Source organism: Tundrisphaera lichenicola, assembly GCF_051175385.1.
Classification (GTDB): Bacteria; Planctomycetota; Planctomycetia; order Isosphaerales; family Isosphaeraceae; genus Tundrisphaera; species Tundrisphaera lichenicola.
In genome coordinates this window covers 2,731,359-2,751,268 of sequence record NZ_CP195106.1, presented here as the reverse complement: position 1 = coordinate 2,751,268, position 19,910 = coordinate 2,731,359, and the positions used below count along the sequence as shown (strand labels likewise).

Genomic DNA, 19,910 nt, shown 5'->3' with positions numbered 1-19,910 from the left:
GGCCCGACCATCAGACCCAGCCCAAGGAGCCCCCGCCATGGCCGAGACTCGACGCCCGAACTTCTGCGGCTCGGCCGATCATGCGATCGACCGGCGGCGCTTCCTCGGGACCCTGGCCGCCGGGGCGGCGGGGGTCGCCGGGACTCTGGGGCTGATGGACGTGCTCAAGAGCCCGATCCTGGCCGGCGAGCTGAAGAAGCGGCAGAAGCGCGTGATCCTCCTCTGGCTCGCGGGGGCGTCCAGCCAGCTGGAAACCTGGGATCCCAAGCCGGGAACGCCCACCGGGGGGCCGTTCCGGGCCATCGACACCAACGTCCCGGGCATCCGGATCTCCGAGCTGATGCCGAGGATGGCCCAGCGAATGGACCGGACCTCGATCATCCGGTCTCTGAACACCAAGAACGGCGACCACGGCGGCGCGGCCCGGATGATGATGCGGGGTCGGATGGAAGACCCGAGCGTCCGCTATCCCGACCTCGGGGCCGTCATCGCCAAGGAGCTGGGCAAGGCCCAGAGCCCGGTCCCCGACTACGTCTCGTTCTACGCCCCGACCGAAGGGCGAGACTTCGCCCCCGGGGCTTCCGGGTTCCTGGGCTCGCGATTCTCGCCGATCGAGCTGACCACGAATCTGATGCCCGAGAACATCCGCCGGCCCGAGGCCCTCACCGAGCTCGATCACCGGGAGCGGGCCGACCTCCGCGAACTGTTGACCCGCCGGTTCGAGCGAGGACGCCCCTCGACCGCGCTTTCCTCGCACAATGAGGCCTACCAGCGGGTCCGGGGCCTGATGGCCAGCGACACCCTCTTCGACGTCTCGCGAGAGCCGCAGAACGTCCGAGACCGGTACGGCCCGAGTCAGTTCGGCGAGCAGGCCCTGGTGGCCCGCCGCCTGATCGAGGCCGGGGTCCCCTTCGTCCGGGTCGCCCGAGCCTGGTGGGACAGCCACGGCCAGAACTTCGAGACTCACCAGGAGCTCGTCCCCGAGCTCGACCTCGTGATGTCGACCCTCCTCGATGACCTGGAGGAGCGCGGGCTCTTGCAGGACACCCTGGTCATCACCCTGGCCGAGTTCGGCCGGACCCCGACGATCAACGCCAGCCTGGGCCGCGACCACTTCGCCTCGGCCTGGAGCGCCACGCTCTCCGGCTGCGGGATCAGGGGGGGCACGGTCTTCGGCAAGACCGACGAGACCGGTCAGGCCGTCGTCGACGGCGAGATCGGCGCGGCCGAGCTGTTCGCCACCATCTATCGGGCGATCGGCATCAATCACGAGAAAAGTTACATCGTCGGCACCCGCCCCGTCCCCCTGACCGAGACCGGGACCGAGCCGATCGCCGACGTCCTGGCCTGAATCGGTGGCTAGTGGCTAGTGGTCAGTGGCTAGTCAATTCTCACTTCCTCTCCCTCTGGGAGAGGGTGGCCGAAGGCCGGGTGAGGGCCTAGACGATCGCTTGATGACAAAGTTGCCTCGATTACTGTCCACTAGCCACTAGCCACTAGCCACTAGCCACTAGCCACTAGCCACTAGCCACTGACCACCAAGAGGCTCGCACCATGCTCGAGAACACCGAGGCTCTGAAGGTGACCAGGGAAATCTCCCGGAAGGAGATCGTCTTCGGGATGGCCCGGGTTACCGGGTCGCAGCGGGTCCTGTTCGGCGGCTCGGACTTCCAGGTTTATGACGTCGACCTCGCCGCCGAGAAGTCCGAGCCGAAGTCACTGGGGGCTCATGAGAGCTATGTCACCGGCCTGGCGGTGGCGGGCAAGCATCTAGTCTCGGGCGGCTACGATGGCAAATTGATCTGGTGGGACCTGGAATCCGGCTCGAAGATCCGGACGGTCGACGCCCACTCGAAATGGATCCGGAGGGTGGTCGCCACGCCCGACGGATCGACGATCGCCAGCGTGGCCGACGACATGGCCTGTCGGCTCTGGGACGCCGAGACGGGATCGATCCGCCACGAGCTGAAGGGTCACCAGGAAATCACGCCGCATCATTATCCGTCGATGCTACACTCGTGCGCGATCTCGCCCGATGGTGCCCACGTCGCGACCGGCGACAAGCTCGGGCACATCGTCGTCTGGGAGATCGCCTCGGGGAAGTCGGTCGCCACGATGGAGGCCCCGGTCATGTACACCTGGGACCCCGTCCAGCGCCGGCATTCGATCGGCGGCATCCGGGCCCTGGCGTTCTCGCCCGATGGCAACAGCCTGGCCGTCGGCGGGATCGGCAAGATCGGCAACATCGACCACCTGGAAGGGCTGGCCCGCCTGGAGGTCTTCGACTGGAAGAAGGGGGAACGGACCTTCGAGCTGAACGTCGACGGGACCAAGGGGATCTTCGAGCGGCTGCTCTACTTCCCCGACGGCGGGCGACTCGCGGGCCTCGGCGGGGCCAACGACGGCTTCCTGATGATCTTCGACCTGAAGGGCAAGGCCGTCGCCGTGAACCAGAAGGCCCCCGCCCACCTTTATGACGGCTCGTTCGGCGACTCGCCCGACCTTCTTCTCGCCGTCGGATATCATCGGGTCGCCGCTTACGAGATCAAGGTCTGATCCGATCCGGCGTCGAGAGTCGGAGCAACATCGTCGAAGGAACGGACCATGAGATTCGCGACCATCTTCCTCGCCCTGGGGCTCGTGGCCACGGCCCGCCCCCTCCCGGCCGACGAGGGCCGGGCGATCGCCGTCGGTGTGGCGTCGGTGGACATCACGCCGGAAGGCCCGATCCTCCTGAACGGTTTCCTGTCCCGGAACCTCGAGGAGTCGAAGGGCACTCAGATCCCGATCAAGGCCGTAGCCCTGGCGATCGGGTCGGACGAACAAGGGCCCTCGATCGTCCTGACCGTGGACAACCTGGGCATCCCCGACGCGATGGTCGCCGACCTGGCCGCCCGGCTCAAGCAGAAGGCCGGGATCGCCCGCGAGCGGCTGGCGGTCGGCTCGTCGCACACGCACACGGCCCCTTGCCTGCCCGGTGTCGCCCCCAACATCTTCGGCAAGCCGTTCCCTCCCGAGAAGCTGGCCCGAGTCGAACAGTATGGTCGTGACCTGATCGACAAGCTCGAAGAGGCTTGCCTCGCGGCCCTCAAGGATCGTCGACCCGCATTCCTGGCCCGGGGGAAGGGGAAGGCCGACTTCGCGATGAACCGACGGACCAAGGGGGGGCCGGTCGATCACGACCTGCCGATGCTCCGCGCGGTGGACTCCGACGGCAAGGTCCGCGCGGTCCTGATCGCCTATGCCTGCCACTGCACGACCCTGAACGGTGACGACAACCTCATCAGTCCCGACTGGGCCGGCGAGGCCCGGCTGGCGATCGAGGCCGACAATCCGGGAGCGACCGCCCTGGTCCTGATCGGTTGCGGGGCCGACTCCAACCCCAAGGACCGACCCGGCCCGAACATCGCGCACCGGCATGGTCAGGCCATCGGGGCCGAGGTCGCCCGGCTCCTCAAAGGCCCGCTCACCCCGATCAACGACCCGCCCGTCGGCAAGATCGCCCGGATCAAGCTCCCCTTCGACACGCTGCCCACCCGCGAGGAGCTTGAAGCCCTCGCCGCCAAGGGAGGTCCGCCCGGCCACAACGCCACGATCCAGCTCGCCCGCCTCGACCGAGACGGGGCACTCCAGCCCGACATCGACTATGTCGTCCAGTCCTGGAATTTCGGCGATGACCTGGAGATCGTCTTCCTGGCCGGCGAGGTCGTGGTCGACTACGCCCTCCGGATCAAGTCCGAGCTGGACCCCGAGCGGACCTGGACGGTTGCCTACGCCAACGACGTGCCCTGCTACATCCCCTCCGAGCGGATCCTCCGGGAAGGGGGCTACGAAGGGGGCGGGGCCATGGTCTACTACGCCCGGCCGACCCGGCTCAAGCCCGGGGTCGAACAGCTGATCCTGGATGCTGTCCACGAGATCGTCCCCGACTCGTTCGAGGCCAAGAAGGCGGCCGAGATCCCGCCGATTCGATCGCCCGCCGAAGGGCTCGCCTCGATCCTGGTCAAGCCCGGCCTTCGCGTGGAACTGGTCGCGGCCGAGCCCCTGGTGCTCGACCCGGTCGCGATCGACTGGGGGGGCGACGGCAAGCTCTGGGTCGCCGAGATGCTCGACTACCCGAGCGGGTCCGATGGCGACTACAAACCCGGCGGGAGGGTCAGCTTTCTGGAAGACCTCGACGGGGATGGTCGCTTCGACAAGGCGACCCGCTTCCTGGGCGGGCTCCCGTTCCCGACCGGCGTCATGGCCTGGCGCAAGGGGGTCCTGATCTGCGCGGCCCCGGATATCATCTATGCCGAGGATCTCGACGGCGACGGCCAGGCCGATCGTCGGGAGGTCCTCTATCGAGGCTTCGCCACCGAGAATTACCAGGCTCGGGTGAACGGGCTGGCCTATGGCCTGGACAACTGGGTTTACGGGGCGAACGGACTGATCGGCGGGACGATCCGGGGCGAGCGGACGGGCAAGGAGGTGATCCTCGGGGGTCGCGACTTTCGGATCCAGCCCGACGTTGGCATTTTTGAGCCCGCCTCCGGCCTGACCCAGCAAGGTCGCGTCCGCGACGACTGGGGGAACCCGTTCGGCGGCAACAACAGCATCTGGATCCAGCACTATCCGCTCCCCGACCACTACGCCCGCCGGAACCAGCACGTCGCGTCGCCCGGCCCCTCGGTCTACGTCCCCCGCGATCCCGAGAACCGCCGAGTCTTCCCCGCCAGCGAGCCGGCCGAGCGGTACAACCACCCCGAGAGCCTGGGCCAGGTCACCTCGGCGTGCAGCCCCCTGATCCATCGAGACCCGACCCTCGGCGTCGCCTATCTCGGCAACGCCTTCATCTGCGAGCCGGTCCACAACGCGGTCCATCGCGAGGTCGTCTCGGCCGACGGCGTGACCTTCGCCGGGCATCGGGCCGAGGACGAGCAGGCTTCCGAGTTCCTGGCCTCGACGGATCACTGGTTTCGTCCCGTCCAGGTCCGGACCGGGCCGGATGGTGCCCTCTATGTGGTGGACATGTACCGGCACGTGATCGAGCACCCTCGATGGATCAGCCCCGATCGGCTGGCGACCCTCGACGTCCGGGCCGGGGCCGACAAGGGGCGGATCTACCGGGTCGTCCGCGAGGGGCAGGCTCCGCAAGCCATCCCGATCCTCGATCGCCGGACGACGCCCGACCTGGCCCGCGCGATCGACAGCCCCAACGGCACCCTACGCGACCTCGTCCAGCGTCTCCTGGTCCACCGAATGGACGCATCGGCCTCGCCGATCCTGATCGATCTCGCCCGGTCGAGCCCCCGGGCCGTAGTCCGGATGCAGGCCCTCTGCACGCTCGACGGGCTCGGGTCGCTGACTCCCGACCTGATCCGCGCGGGCCTGGTCGATCGGCATCCCGGGGTCCGCGAGCAAGCGGTCCGACTGGCCGAGGGCCGGATCGGGTCGGATCCCGAGATCGGACCCGCGCTCCTGGCTCTGGCGGATGACCCCGAGATCCGCGTCCGCTATCAGCTTGCGCTGAGCCTGGGGGAGTGGGACGACCCGAGGGCGGGCCGGGCCCTGGGACGACTGGCGGTCCGGGATGCCTCCGACTCGTGGGTCCGCGCCGCGGTCCATAGCTCGTCGGTCCGTCGGACGGGCGAGATCCTCGCGGTCGTGATGGCCGCCGAACTCGACCCGGCCTACCGTTCGAGCCTGGTCGAGCCGCTGGTGGCCACCCTCGCCTCGACCGGGACGACCGAGGCCCTTGCGGGGGTGATCGAGGCCATCGTTGAGCCGGTCGGCGGCTCGATCCCGCCCTGGCGACTCGCTCTCCTGGCCTCGCTGCTCGACTCGGGACGGCGATCGACCGAATTGCCCGGGGCGCTCCGGTCGAAGGCCGACCGATTGGCCCGAGCATACGAGGCCGCTCGCGGCCTGGCCCTTCAAGAGAGGGCCGATCTGTCGGACCGCGTCTCGGCCATCCGCCTCCTCGGTCGCGATGATCCGGCCTCGGATGCCGACCTCGATCGACTGGCCGACCTGCTGGGTCCTCGCCAGCCGTTGGGCGTTCAGTCGGCCGCGCTGGGACGGATGGCCCGGCTCCGCGATCCCGGGATCCCGGACCGAATCCTGGCTCGATGGCCCGGGCTGGTCCCGTCCCTTCGTGTGGCCGCGATCGACGCGATCCTGGACCGGCCCGAGTGGACCCCGGTGGTCCTCTCGCGTCTCGAATCGGGGGCGATCCGGCCGGGCGAGGTCGACGCCGCCCATCGCCAGAGGCTCCTGTCCCTGGCCGACGGATCGCTCCAGGCCCGGGCCTCGAAGCTCTTCGCCGGGACCGAAGGGCGTGCCCAGGTGGTCGCCGCTTATCGCGAGAGCCTGGGTCGGGCGGGCAATCCGATCGGGGGAGAGCGGGTCTTCGCTCGGCTTTGCGCGGGGTGCCACAAGTTGGGCGGGAAGGGGCACGCGGTCGGCCCCGACCTGGAGGCCCTGACCGACACGTCGGCCGAGGCCCTGGCCGTGGCGATCCTCGACCCCAACCGCGAGGTCGACGCCCGATACTTCGGCTACGATGCCGCCACGACGGACGGCCGGGTCTTCTCGGGCCTGATCGCCTCCGAGACCGGGAACGCCCTCACCCTGAAGCGGCAGGACGACCAGTCCGACGTGATCCTCCGGGCCGACCTGGAAGAGCTGAAGAACAGCGGCCGATCGCTGATGCCCGAAGGGCTGGAACGCGACCTCTCGCGGGACGACCTGGCCGACCTGATCGCCTATCTCGACGCGTCGAACCGCCCCAAGGACCTGCCCGGCAATCGCCCCCGGACCATCGCCCAGGACGCCAATGGCTCGCTCCACCTGCTGGCCGAGTCGGCGGCGATCTTCGGCGAGACCCTGACCTTCGAGCCCGAGTTTGGTAATCTGGGCTACTGGCATAGTCCTTCGGATCGGGCGATCTGGACCCTCCGGGTCGATCGGCTCTCGACGTTCACCGTCACCTTCGACTACGCTTGTGCCGACGAGGCGGCCGGTGACTCCTTCCTGATCCGCGCCAATGGCACGACCACACGAGGGACCATCGGCTCGACCGGCTCCTGGTCCGATTACCGGAGCCTCTTCGTCCGGGAGATGACCCTCCCCGCCGGGACCCATCGACTGGAAGTCCGCCCCGCCGGCCCGATCCGCGGCGCCCTGCTCGACCTCCGCTCCGTCACGCTGACACCACGCCCGCCCCAGAACTGACCTCGGACACGCCCGCCATGCATCGAAGCTTTCCCATGCTTGCGCTCGTCCTGACCTGTGCCTCCGCGATGGGGCAGGACGATCTGGCCCGCGAACTCCCCCGGATCCGGGCGACCGAACCGGCCGACGCCGGGGCGACGTTCCGGATTCGCCCCGGATTCCAGCTCGACCTCGCGGCCTCCGAGCCGCTGGTCAAGAGCCCGGTGGCCGCCACCTATGATGCCGATGGCCGGCTCTACGTCGTCGAGATGCGCGGGTATCCGTTCGCCGAACCGGTCCCGACCGGCGGCGTGAGCCTCCTGGAAGACGTGGATGGCGATGGCCGGTTCGACAAGCGGAGCGAGTTCCTCGACGCCCTCTCGTGGCCGACCGGCATCGTTCCCTTCGACGGCGGGGTCTTCATCGCGTCGGTCCCCGATATCATTTATGCGAAGGACCTCGACGGCGACGGCAAGGCCGACGTCCGCAAGGTGGTCTTCACCGGATTCGGGTCCCAGAACGTCCAGGGGCTCCTGAACGGCCTGCTCTGGGGCGTGGATGGCTGGATCTACGGTTCCTCGGGCTCCAACGGGGGCGAGATCGTCAATCTCGCTCATCCCGAAGCGAAGCCGGTGACGGTCCGGGGCCGCGACTACCGGTTCAAGCCCGATGGGTCGGCCTTCGAGGCGATCTCGGGCGGAGGGCAGTTCGGCCACACCCTCGACGACTGGGGCCACCGGTTCGTCTGCATGAACAGCAACCACATCCGGCAGGTGGTCCTGCCCGCCCGCGAGCTGGAGCGGAACCCGGCCTTGGCGACCTCGACGGTGACCACCGACATCGCCGTCGAAGGGGGGGCGGGGCCGGTCTTCCGGATCAGCCCGCCCGAGCCCTGGCGAGTGGTCCGGACCCGCCAGCGATCCGCCGACCCGGCCTTCGTCAAGAAGGCCGCGCCGTCGGAACTCCACGCGGCGGGGTTCTTCACCTCGGCCACCGGCGTGACCATCTACCGGGGGTCGGCCTTCCCGCTCGAGTACCGGGGCAACGCCTTCGTCGGCGACGTCGGCGGCAACCTGGTCCACAGAAAGACGATGAGCCGGGATAGCTCGATCTTCACCGCCCGACGGGCCGACGAGGGGGTCGAGTTCATCGCCTCGACCGACAACTGGTTCCGCCCGGTGAACTACGCCAACACCCCCAGCGGGACGCTCCTGGTCCTGGATATGTACCGCGAGACGATCGAGCATCCGGTCTCGATCCCCGAACCGATCAAGAAGCACCTGGACCTCACCAGCGGTCGCGACCGGGGGAGGCTCTACGAGATCGTCCCCGACGGCTTTCATCGACGACCCGCCCCGAAGCTGAGCAAGGCCTCGACGGCGGAGCTGGTCCAGACCCTGGCCGACCCCGACGCCTGGTGGCGCGAGACGGCCCAGCGGCTCCTGATCGAGCGGGACGACCCGACCGCCGTTCCCGCCCTGATCGCCCTGGTCCAGTCGAGGCCGACGGCACTGGGCCGGGCCCACGCCCTCTGGACGCTCGATGCCCTGGGTAAGCTCGATCCCCCGACCACGCTGATGGCCCTGAATGACCCCGAGCCCGGCGTCCGCGAGCAGGCCGCGAGCCTGGCCGGCCCGAGGGCCGACGGCGATCCCGCCCTGCTCGGAGCCCTGCTCGCCCTGGCGAGCGACCCCGATCCGATGGTCCGGTTCCGGCTGGCCCTGGCCCTGGGCGATGTGGCCAACCCCCAGGCGGTCGAGGCCCTGGCCTCGATCGCGAGCCGGGACTCGGGCGACCCATGGACCCGCGTGGCGGTCCTCAGCTCGGTGGCGGGCCGGGTCCGCCCCCTGGTGGACACCCTGGCCTCCCGGCCCGGCTTCTTCGCCACCCCGGCGGGTCGCGAGTGGCTGGGCGACCTGGCCTCGATGGTGGGGGCGGAGAATCGTCCCGACGATGTCCAGGCCTTCCTCGAACAGTTCGCCGGCGAGTCGTCCTCCCCGTCCGAGTCGCTCGCGGCGATCCTCGGGCTGGGCCAGGGGCTCCGACGTTCGGGAGGCTCGCTCGCCTCGGTCCTGAGCGGGCCCGCCTCGGTCCGGGTGGCCCCGCTGTTCGCGAGGGCCGCGACCGTGGCCGGCTCCTCCGACGCGTCCACCCCTGCCCGGCTCGACGCGATCCGACTGCTGGCCCTGGGTCCGATCGACCCGGCACTGGAGGTCTTGCCCAATCTGCTCGACGCCCGCGAGCCTTCAAGCATCCAGGTGGCGGCCGTCCAGGCGCTGGGGAATCTCAATGATGGGCGGGTCGGCCCGGCCATCGTCGACCGGTGGAAGGCGGCCGGTCCCGCCACCCGTCGCGAGGCCGCCGAGGTCCTCTTCGCCCGCCCGGACCGGCTCGAATCGCTCCTGACGGCGGTCGAGATCAAGGTCATCACGCCCGGCGAGCTCGATCCCGCCCGGACCAAGTCCCTCCTGGAGCACCGCGACCCGAAGATCAGGGAGCGGGCGGTCGCGCTCTTCTCCGGCGCCGCCCGTCCCGACCGGGGGGCGGTCCTGGCCCGATACAAGCAGGCCCTGGAACTGACCGGCCATCCCGATCGAGGCAAGCTCGCCTACACCAAGGCTTGCGCGACGTGCCACCGGGCCGAGGGGCAGGGGGCGCAGGTTGGTCCCGACCTGACCACCGTGGCCGGCCGGTCGCCGGAAGACCTGCTGGTCCACATCCTCGACCCCAATCGCGAGGTGGCGGCGAATTACGTCAACTATTCGGTGGCGACCGTGGATGGTCGGACCCTGACCGGCCTGATCGCCGAGGAGACGGCCGGGGCGATCACCCTGAAACGCGCCGAGGGGGCCTCCGACGTGGTGGCCCGGGGCCAGATCGACCAGGTCCTCTCCACCGGGCTCTCGCTGATGCCCGAGGGGCTGGACCAGGGGCTCGACCCCCAGGCGATGGCCGACCTGATCGCCTACATCCGGGCACTCGGGTCGGGAACGCCCGCCCCTTCCGGCAAGAATTGAGGCGGGCCTGACGGCTTGCGGTGGGAAGAACGGTCGATGGCCGAGGGAGCAGACCTCCCGATCGGCCATCGACCATCTTCTCCCCGATTTTGCCCTGGTGAGACGGACATGACCCCCGACGAGTTCCGCAAGCACGGCCACGAGATCGTCGACTGGATCGCCGACTATCGCGAACGCCTGGCCGGGCTTCCCGTGATGGCGAGGACCGAGCCCGGCGAGATCAAGGATCAGCTTCCCGGCTCGGCCCCCGATGCTCCCGAAGCCTTCGGCGCGATCCTGGAAGACCTCGACCGGCTGATCGTCCCGGGCCTCTCGCACTGGCAGCACCCGAGCTTCTTCGGCTACTTCCCGGCCAACGCCCCGTTGTCGAGCGTCCTGGGGGACTTCGCCAGCACGGGCCTGGGCGTCCTGGGTCTCTCCTGGCAGTCGAGCCCCGCCCTGACCGAGCTGGAGGAAGTGGTCGTCGACTGGCTCCGCCAACTGGTCGGCCTCTCCGGAGCCTGGACCGGGGTCATCCAGGACACCGCCTCGACCAGCACGCTCGTCGCCCTGATCTGCGCCCGGGAGCGGGCGACCGGCCACGGGCAGGCGCGGGGCGGGCTCCAGTCGGAACCGGCGCCGCTGGTGATCTACGCGTCCGATCAGGCCCATAGCTCGGTGGAGAAGGCCGCCCTCCTCGCCGGCTTCGGGCGGGAGAACGTCCGATCGATCCAAACCGACGCAGCGTATGCGATGGACGCCCATGCGTTAGGTGAGGCGATCCGCTCGGACCGGGCGAATGGGAGGCGTCCGTGTGCGGTGGTCGCCACGACCGGGACCACGGCCTCGACCGCGATCGACCCGCTCGGCGCGATTGCCGGCCTGGCCCGCGAGCAAGGGCTCTGGCTCCACGTCGACGCCGCGATGGCGGGCTCCGCCATGATCCTGCCCGAGTGTCGAGGGCTCTGGGAGGGCGTCGAGGGGGCCGACTCGATCGTCCTGAATGCCCACAAGTGGCTCGGGGTGGCGTTCGATAGCTCGCTCTACTACGTCCGCGATCCCGAGCACCTGGTCCGCGTGATGTCGACGAACCCGAGCTATCTCCGGTCGACGAGCGACGAGCGGGTCAAGAACCTTCGCGACTGGGGCATCCCGCTCGGCCGCCGATTCCGGGCCTTGAAGCTCTGGTTCCTGCTCCGGCTCGAAGGCGTGGCCGCCCTGCAAGCCCGGCTCCGACGCGACATCGAGAACGCCCGATGGCTGGAGGAGGCCGTGCGGGCCGCGCCCGGATGGTCGGTGGTAGCCCCGGTCCCCTTGCAGACCGTCTGCGTCCGGCATCAGCCGCCCGGCCTGGAAGGGGAAGCCCTGGACGATCACACCCGAGCCTGGGCCGAGCGGGTCAACCGATCGGGGGCGGCCTATCTCACCCCGGCCACCCTCGGAGGTCGGTGGATGGTCCGGGTCTCGATCGGGGCCGAGACGACCGAGCGCGAACAGGTCGAGGCCCTCTGGGCCGTCATCCGTCGGGAGGCCGAGCGTGGCTGATCCTCAGGGGACGAGCTGATAGGTCACGAAGGCGATCTTCTTCCCGTCGGGGGACCAGCAAGGGACGTTGATGGTGCCTTGCCCCCCGAAGATACGCCCCAGGACGTCGATCTTCCCGCCGTCGAGCGTCATCCGGCGGAGCGTCACGTCCTTGTTCTCGGGGTGGCCCTCCACATCCTTCGCGAAGCTCAGGAAGACCAGGGTTCGGCCATCGGGCGAGGGGTGGGGGAACCAGTTGTTGAACTCGTCGGAGGTCAAGGGTTCCTGGCCGGTCCCGTCGGCCTTCATCCAATAGATCTGCATCGTGCCGGACCGGTCGGAGTTGAAGAAGATCGACTTGCCGTCCGGCGCATACTCGGGACCGTCATCGAGTCCCTTGGCGTCGGTCAGGCGGGTTTCGGTGCCACCCTCGACCGGGATGGAGTAGATGTCGAACTCGCCGTCGCGTCGGGCACAATAGGCCAGGGTCTTGCCGTCGGGAGACCAGCCGTGCCAGTACGACGGGCCGGTCGGCGTGACCAGCTTCGGCGAACCCCCCTGGATGGGGAGGGTATAGATCCGCGACTGTCGGTCGGCCTGCGACTGGTCGCTTATGGCCAGCATGGTCCCGTTGGGGGAGACCCCGTGGTCGTTGTTGCACCGGGTCGCGAAGCCGGTGTCGATGACCTCCGGCTCGCCCCCTGCCGCGGGAATCCGGTAGAGCCTCCCTCCGCTGTTGTAGAGCAAGGTCGACCCGTCGAGCCAGTTGGGGGCCTCGATCCGACCGGGGGCGACGCGGACGACCCGGCGGTCGGTCGAGGAGAGCGTCTGGGTCTCCAGGGTACTGTAAAGGACCGCTTTTTCCTTCTCGGCCCCCGATCCGATCGGGGTGAACGTCACCCCGGAAAAGGCGGCCTTCTCGACCACTCCCTTGTTGTGGGAGCAGACGCCGATACCGACGTAAAAGGGCTCGCGAAACGCCATGCGGACCGCAGCGCCGGAGAAGGCCATCTCGCCCCCTTCGGAGGCCAGGAACATCCGGACGTACAGGCCTCGCTTCTCGATCCGGAGCCGCCGAGGGGCCTTGATGTTGGACTGGACCTCGTGGGTCTTCTCTCCGGCGGACTCGCGGAACTGGAGCGAGGTCAGGCCGTCGCCGTGGAGGGCCGCGTCGACATAGGCCGAGTCGGCCTCGAGCCCCTGGCGGATGACCAGGCAGGCTTTCCGATGCGGGTCGACGCCGGTCCCTTCGAAGGCGACTTCGGCCTCGAATGAGAAATCGCCGGAGGCTCGCTTCCAGGCGTAATGGAAGTCATCGCGGGTGGCCCACATGTTCTCCCCGCTGCCCGCCACGACGTAGGCCCCCGTGCTCGGGTCGTGCTCGACCGAGCCGGGGTGGAGGACGTTGCCGATATCGGCGTGGTCTTCGAAGATCCCGACCGGCGAGCCGGCCCGGGGCGGCATGGCCGAGGCCCGCCCGACCGTCAGGACCAGGACGACCGCGAATGCGACCCGGACGACTTGTCCCATGATCGACCCCCCTCGATCCTCGGATTAAATCTCGGACCCGCCGGTGAACCCGGCCTCCAGGGTATCCTGCCCGGGCTCGATCGCAAGGAGTCATCGCCCACCGATCGGGCTCGGTTCTCGGGTTCCCATAGGGAAATCCGATGGGACCCAGTGGCGAACCGTCTTAGACTCCGGGATCGGCGCCGTCTAGAATGTTCACCGATGGACCGATCGCCCGTCCCAGCCTTCAAAGCGGAGAGACCCTCATGAGCGAGCACAAGACCCTGACGACCGCCGACGGCATGCCGGTTGGCGACAACCAGAACTCGCTGACGGCCGGGCCTCGCGGGCCCTTGCTGATGCAGGACTTCCACCTCCTGGAGAAGATGGCGCACTTCAACCGGGAGCGGATCCCCGAGCGGGTGGTCCACGCCAAGGGGGCCGGGGCTTTCGGGACCTTCACGGTCACACAGGACATCACCCGGTACACTAAGGCGGCCCTCTTCTCGAAAGTCGGCAAGCAGACCGAGATGGTGGCGAGATTCTCCACCGTCGGCGGCGAGAAGGGCTCGGCCGATGCCGCTCGCGATCCCCGGGGCTTCGCCCTCAAGTTCTACACCGAGCAGGGGAACTGGGACCTGGTCGGCAACAACACGCCGATCTTCTTCATCCGCGACCCGCTCAAGTTCGGCGACTTCATCCACACCCAGAAGCGTGACCCTCAGACCAACCTGAAGTCGCCGACCATGATGTGGGACTTCTGGTCGCTCAGCCCCGAGTCGGTCCACCAGGTCACGATCCTCTTCAGCGACCGGGGGACGCCCGCCTCGTTCCGGCACATGCACGGCTTCGGCAGCCACACCTACAGCTTCATCAATGCCAAGGACGAGCGGTTCTGGGTCAAGTTCCACATGCTGACCCAGCAAGGGATCAAGAATTTCACCCGCGAGGAGGCCGGTAAGATGTCGGGCGACGACCCCGATAACGCCACCCGCGACCTCTTCGAGTCGATCGGGCGGGGCGAATATCCCCGATGGAAATTCCTCATCCAGGTCATGCCCGAGGCCGAAGCCGACAAGGCCGCTTATAACCCGTTCGACCTGACCAAGGTCTGGCCGCACTCGGATTACCCGCTGATCGAGGTCGGGACCATGGAACTGAACCGGAACCCCGAGAATTACTTCGCCCAGATCGAGTCGGCCGCCTTCAGCCCCAACGCCATCGTCCCGGGGATCGGCTTCAGCCCCGACAAGATGCTCCAGGCCCGGATCATGTCGTACCCCGATGCCCACCGCTACCGCCTGGGCGTGAACTACCAGCACTTCCCCGTCAATGCCCCGAAATGCCCGATGGCGACCTATCAGCGAGACGGTGCCGCCGCCGGATTCCGGGCCGACAACAACGGTGGCGCCTCGCCCAACTACGAGCCCAATAGCTTCGGCGGCCCGACCGAGGATCCCGCCTTCCGCGAACCGCCCCTGAAGATCGAGTGCCCGGTCGCCGACCGCTTCAACCACCGGGAGGGCAACGACGACTACACCCAGGCCGGAAACCTCTTCCGACTGATGAGCACTGAAGAGAAAGACCGTCTCGTCGGCAATATTGTCGACAGCATGCAGCACGTTTCTCGCGAGATTCAACTTCGCCAGCTTTGCCATTTCTTCCGAGCCGACCCATCTTACGGCGTCGGGGTTGCCAGTGGACTCGGGATCGAACTGGCCGACCTCCCCGGTATGACTCGGGAAGTTGCCCACGCCTGAGACAGCAAATGAAGTGGTTCGAGAATGGGATCGAAATTCGGATTGCGGCCAAGGAAGGCCGCTTTTTTGCGTTTCGAGCGCAGTTGTTTTGGCGTATGAGTTTTTTTTGGCTTGACTGGGAGTGATAACTACCCATGCTCGGGTCGCAAGCTTGTCGGAAATACTATCGTTCCCTTGCATGAAAAATAGCCGACTTTTAGAAATTTCATTCTCAAGCCGGGGCCCGGTATGGAACAATTGGGGGGACCGATGGGATCGATGGCGACCCGAAGGATTGACACCCATGCCGGTTCAAGATCGAGATGGAGATCGGAGCCCTGGCGATTCGTTCCCTGATCTGATGGCGTTGGTGCAGGCGGGGGACGAAGGTGCGACTCGCGAGGTCCATGATCGCTGCTCGGATCGGTTGATTCGCCTGGCCAAGGCTCGGCTTGGGCATTCGATCGCGGGGAAGGAAGACCCGGAGGACGTCGTCCAGTCGGTCTACCGGAGTTTCTTCCGACGATTCGGAGAGGGGAGCTTCCAGGTCGAGGACTGGTCGGCGGTCTGGGCCTTACTGGCGAAAATTGCCGGCCATAAATGCAGCAATCGTCGGAAGTACTACCTGGCCAACCGCCGAGACTCTCGTCTCGAGAAGACGATGGACTCATGCGATCTTGCCTCTCCCGAGCCCAACGCCGAGCAGGCGGTCATGCTCTCCGAGACCGTCGAACGGCTCCTCGGCGATCTGGATGAACCCGATCGCTCGATCGTCCTGCTGAGCCTTCAGGGCTATTCGACGGTCGAGATCGCCTCGATCGTGTCCCGCTCCGAGCGGACCGTGCAGAGGGTCCGCGAGTGGGTCCGCTTGCAACTCGAGCGATGGAACGATCGCCAGGAATCCCGGACCAGCCTCTGATCTTCGCGATGAGGATCCTCCCGCGAGGCTCCCCTCGCCTTGCGATCCCCGTCCGTGATGACATGGCGAAGGGAATCGCCCCGGGCCGAGATGCGTCCTATATTGCATTCGGGTGGGGATCGAACTCGACGAGTCGGGTATCGTTCGCGACGCCGCGCCCCGGACCAATCGAGGATCGGCTTCGAGGTGCTTGCGAGACCCAGGTCCAGGTTTCGCCGAAGCCTCGTCGCACCCGGGATGACGCACGGCAGCCCTGGAATTGTCGACAATGATGTCCGATTATCACCTGAAAGACCCCGGTCGGCTCTCGGCCTTGAAGGCCAGTCAGCTGATGGATAGCCCTGGCGAGGAGCTGTTCGACCGGGTGACGCGACTGGCCACGCGAATCATCGGCGCCCCGGTCGCGTTGGTCTCGCTCGTCGATGATCATCGGCAGTTCTTCAAGAGCGCCATGGGTTTGAACGAGCCGTGGGCTTCGGCCCGTCAGACGCCCTTGTCTCATTCGTTCTGCCGACACGTCGTCGAATCGAGACGCCCACTGATCATCGGGGATGCTCGCGAGCATCCGCAGCATTTCGGGAACCGTGCGATCATCGAGTTGGGGGTCATCGCCTACCTGGGCATCCCGATTCAGACGAACGATGGTCACGTCCTGGGCTCACTCTGCGTCATCGACGTGAAACCGAGGGACTGGGATTCCTCGGAAATCGACACCCTGAGCGACCTCGCTGCCCTGGTCTCCACGCTGGTCGATCTAAGGCTGGGCCTGTCGCGTCGAGTCTCGGCCCAATCCGCGTGCGCCGAGATCCTGGCCGATGCAAGATCGCTCGAAGAGGCGATCCCTCGGCTCCTCCGATCCCTGGTCGAGTCGATGGGGATGGACGGTGGAGAATACTGGCGATTCGACCCGGAAGCGGGGATGCTGGAAATCCAGGAGAAGTGGTGGTTGTCCCCGAGCATCGAGGATGACTTCGGTCCGCTCCCCGGGCCGGTCCGCTATCGACCCGGGTTTGGCGTCCCGGGGCGAATCTGGGAGGCTCGTCGTCCCCTCCAGATCAAGGAGCTGGCGGATGGTCCGGTCCTCTGCCGTCGCCAGATGGCGGCTCGGATCGGCCTCCAGAGCGGGATCGGGTTCCCCGTCACCTCGGAGTCGAAGGCCTTCGGAGTGATGATCTTCTATCGCCAGGGTCCGCCCGGCGAAGAAGGGTCGCTCCTGGAAGAGGCCAGGCATCTCGGCCGTCAGATCGGCCAGTTCCTCGAACGAAGGCGGGTCGAGGACGAACGGGCGAAGCTGGCCACGATCCTCCAGGCGACGGACGACCTGATCGGTGTCATCGACCCTGACGGGGAAGTGATCTGGCGCAACGATGCCTTCCTTCGGGTCTTGCAGGACACCAACGAGGAAGCGACCCGGGGGAGGCCCTTCCAGGCCGCCTATCCCGAGTGGGCGGAGCGGCGGATCCGCGAGCAAGGGCTGCCCATGGCCGAGAAGGATGGCTCATGGCTGGGAGAGACCGCCCTGATCGACGGAAGCGGTCGGGTGATTCCCGCCTCCCAATTGATCCTGGCCCATCGGGGAGACGATGGGGAGCTCGACTTCTTCGCCACGATCGTCCGCGACCTGACCGCGCAAAAGCGCACCGAATCCGACCTCGTGGAGAAGAGCCGGTTCATCCAGAACATCGTCGAGGCCACTCCGGCGATCCTCTCGCTTTATTCGCTCGACGATCGAAGAACGATCTGGACCAATGGCCGGACCCTGGACACCCTCGGCTACCCCTCGGACGAGATTCTCGGCCTCGATCAGGTGGGATTGCTCGGTCTCATCCACCCCGATGACAGGGACCAGACACTTGATAACTTCGAGAAGGCCCTGTCCCTGGGCGACGGCCAGGGCCTGGATCGAGAACTCCGGATGAAGCACGCGGACGGCTCCTGGCGATGGCTCCGGAGCCGGATCGTGGTTTCTCGACGGGATGCCTCGGGCCGCCCCGATCAGATCCTCTCGGTGATCGAGGATATCACCGATCGCAAGCAGGCCGTGGACACGATGCGGGTCCTCTTCGAGAAGAGTTCCGATGCGCACTTGCTGATTCATGAGGTGGATGGGATTCTCGACTGCAACGAGGCCGCCGTGCGGATGCTGGGCTGCCGCGACAAGGCGGAGGTCGTGAGCCTTCATCCGGCGTTGTTCTCGCCGGACTTGCAGCCCGACGGCATCCCCTCGATGGTCAAGTGCCGGGAGATGGACGCGATCGCCCGACGGGACGGGCATCACAGGTTCGACTGGTGGCATCGCCGGATTGACGGCGATGTCTTCCCCTGCGAGGTTTCGCTGACCACGGTAGAGGTCGCCGGTCGGTCGCTCTTGCTCGTCGTCTGGCACGACCTGACCGCTCGCAAGCGGGCCGAGGAAGAGATGAGGCTCGCCAAGGAGGCCGCCGAGGCCGCCAGCCGGGCCAAGGGAGAATTCCTGGCCAACATGAGCCACGAGATCCGGACGCCGATGAACGGCGTGCTCGGGATGACCGAACTGATGCTGGACACGGAACTGAGCGATCTCCAGCGCGAGTATCTCGGCATGGTCAAATCGTCGGCCGACGCGCTTCTGGTCGTGATCGACGATATCCTCGATTTCTCCAAGATCGAGGCGGGTCGACTGGAACTCGAACCCATCCCCTTCGACCTCGAAGATCTCCTCGGCGAGTCGCTCCGCCTGCTCGCCCAGAGGGCGATGGGCAAGGGGCTCGAACTGGCCTGCCGGATCGCCCCGGGGGTCCCGCATTCCCTGGTGGGCGACCCCGGTCGAATCCGCCAGATCATCATCAACCTGGTCGGTAACGCGATCAAGTTCACCGCGGCCGGAGAGGTCGTCGTCGTCGTCGAGCCCGCCGAGGACCTCCCGGCCGACGACGCGGAATACTCGGTTCGCTTCCTCGTCTCGGACACCGGGATCGGGATTCCCCTCGATAAGCAGCGGAGGATCTTCGAGCCGTTCGAGCAGGCCGACGGCTCGACCACCCGACAGTACGGCGGGACCGGGCTGGGCCTGGCGATCTCGGTCAAACTCGCGGCCCTGATGGGCGGCCGGCTCGATCTCGAGAGCCAGCCCGGTCTCGGGAGCACGTTCCACTTCACCGCCCGACTCGGGCGATCGAATGAGGGACGGCCGGAGTTCGATCCTCGGCCGGCAACCTTGCTGGGGCGGGAAATCCTGGTCGTCGACGACAATTCGACCAGCCGGGGCATCGTCGAGGAATTGCTCCAGGGTTGGGGGGCCCATCCCACCGGGGTCGGCGGAGCCGGGCCCGCGCTCCAGGCCCTGAAGGAGGCCGAGGCCGCGGGACGACCCTTCGATGCGGCCCTGATCGACGCGATCATGCCCGATGCGGGCGGCCTGGAACTGATCGCCCGGATTCGGTCGCTCCCCGATCTGGACCTGACGGAACTCTTCTTGATGTCGCTCGCGACGACACGCCCCGAACATCTGGGCCTGCTCCGCGAACTCCGGGTCGCCGGATGCATCACCAAGCCGATCCGCCCGACGGCGTTCCTCAAGGCGGTCGGCTCGGCCTTCGCCGGGCGATCGGGGCCCAACAATAGCCGGACGTCCCGGCCGGATCCGTCTCGCAAGCGACGGGTCTTGCTGGTCGAGGATCATGTCATCACCCACAAGGTCGCCACCCGGCTCTTGCAGAAGATGGGGCATGAGGTCGTCCTCGCGATGGACCGACAGGAAGCCATGGCCCTCCTGAAATCAGAGAGCTTCGACATCGTCCTGCTGGCCCCCGAGTTGCTCGGGATGAACGAGGAGGAGGCACTCGACACCCTCCGGGACGCCGAGGAGTCGACCGGCCGGAGGCCTTTGGTGGTCGCGCTGTCGTCGGCCTTGCCGGATGAAGATCGCGGGGAGGTCGCGGAGGGGCGATTCGACGCCTATCTGGTCCGGCCCATCCACTCCGATGATCTTCGACGGGTTCTCGACTCGACCGAGCACCAGGCCACCCGGGCCGGGGTCTGATGGCCCGA

The 19,910-nt window shown here is 67.3% G+C and carries 9 protein-coding genes; 8 read left to right on the top strand and 1 reads right to left on the bottom strand.

Features of this window, described 5'->3' with window-relative positions:
- Positions 1 to 37 precede the first annotated feature (37 nt).
- The 5 genes from P12x_RS10855 (at position 38) to P12x_RS10835 (ending at position 11,735) form a co-directional block, all read left to right on the top strand.
- On the top strand, positions 38 to 1,351 hold the full coding sequence (locus tag P12x_RS10855) for a DUF1501 domain-containing protein (protein ID WP_435010882.1): 1,314 nt from the start codon (positions 38 to 40) through the stop codon (positions 1,349 to 1,351).
- Between the two features lie 203 nt (positions 1,352 to 1,554).
- Positions 1,555 to 2,556 (top strand): WD40 repeat domain-containing protein, encoded by a 1,002-nt coding sequence (locus tag P12x_RS10850; protein WP_435010881.1) that lies wholly within the window; start codon positions 1,555 to 1,557, stop codon positions 2,554 to 2,556.
- 48 nt (positions 2,557 to 2,604) lie between these two features.
- The gene (locus P12x_RS10845; RefSeq protein WP_435010880.1) at positions 2,605 to 7,215 is read left to right on the top strand and encodes a PVC-type heme-binding CxxCH protein; all 4,611 of its coding nucleotides are present in this window, start codon (positions 2,605 to 2,607) and stop codon (positions 7,213 to 7,215) included.
- A 35-nt stretch (positions 7,216 to 7,250) separates the two neighbouring features.
- Positions 7,251 to 10,211 (top strand): PVC-type heme-binding CxxCH protein, encoded by a 2,961-nt coding sequence (locus P12x_RS10840; RefSeq protein WP_435010879.1) that lies wholly within the window; start codon positions 7,251 to 7,253, stop codon positions 10,209 to 10,211.
- Positions 10,212 to 10,319: 108 nt separating this feature from the next.
- Positions 10,320 to 11,735 (top strand): pyridoxal phosphate-dependent decarboxylase family protein, encoded by a 1,416-nt coding sequence (locus tag P12x_RS10835; protein WP_435010878.1) that lies wholly within the window; start codon positions 10,320 to 10,322, stop codon positions 11,733 to 11,735.
- 3 nt (positions 11,736 to 11,738) lie between these two features.
- On the opposite strand, the gene P12x_RS10830 is transcribed toward P12x_RS10835, so the two are convergent.
- Positions 11,739 to 13,244, bottom strand: coding sequence for a TolB family protein (locus tag P12x_RS10830; protein ID WP_435010877.1), 1,506 nt, complete (start codon positions 13,242 to 13,244; stop codon positions 11,739 to 11,741).
- Positions 13,245 to 13,489: 245 nt separating this feature from the next.
- Between P12x_RS10830 and P12x_RS10825 the strand changes: the two genes are divergently transcribed.
- The 3 genes from P12x_RS10825 (at position 13,490) to P12x_RS10815 (ending at position 19,902) form a co-directional block, all read left to right on the top strand.
- Positions 13,490 to 14,983, top strand: a complete 1,494-nt coding sequence (locus P12x_RS10825; RefSeq protein ID WP_435010876.1) for a catalase — start codon at positions 13,490 to 13,492, stop codon at positions 14,981 to 14,983.
- 283 nt (positions 14,984 to 15,266) lie between these two features.
- Entirely contained in the window at positions 15,267 to 15,881 is a 615-nt protein-coding gene (locus P12x_RS10820) for an RNA polymerase sigma factor (protein ID WP_435010875.1), read from the top strand.
- Between the two features lie 268 nt (positions 15,882 to 16,149).
- Positions 16,150 to 19,902 (top strand): PAS domain S-box protein, encoded by a 3,753-nt coding sequence (locus P12x_RS10815; RefSeq protein ID WP_435010874.1) that lies wholly within the window; start codon positions 16,150 to 16,152, stop codon positions 19,900 to 19,902.
- The last annotated feature ends 8 nt before the right edge of the window (positions 19,903 to 19,910 follow it).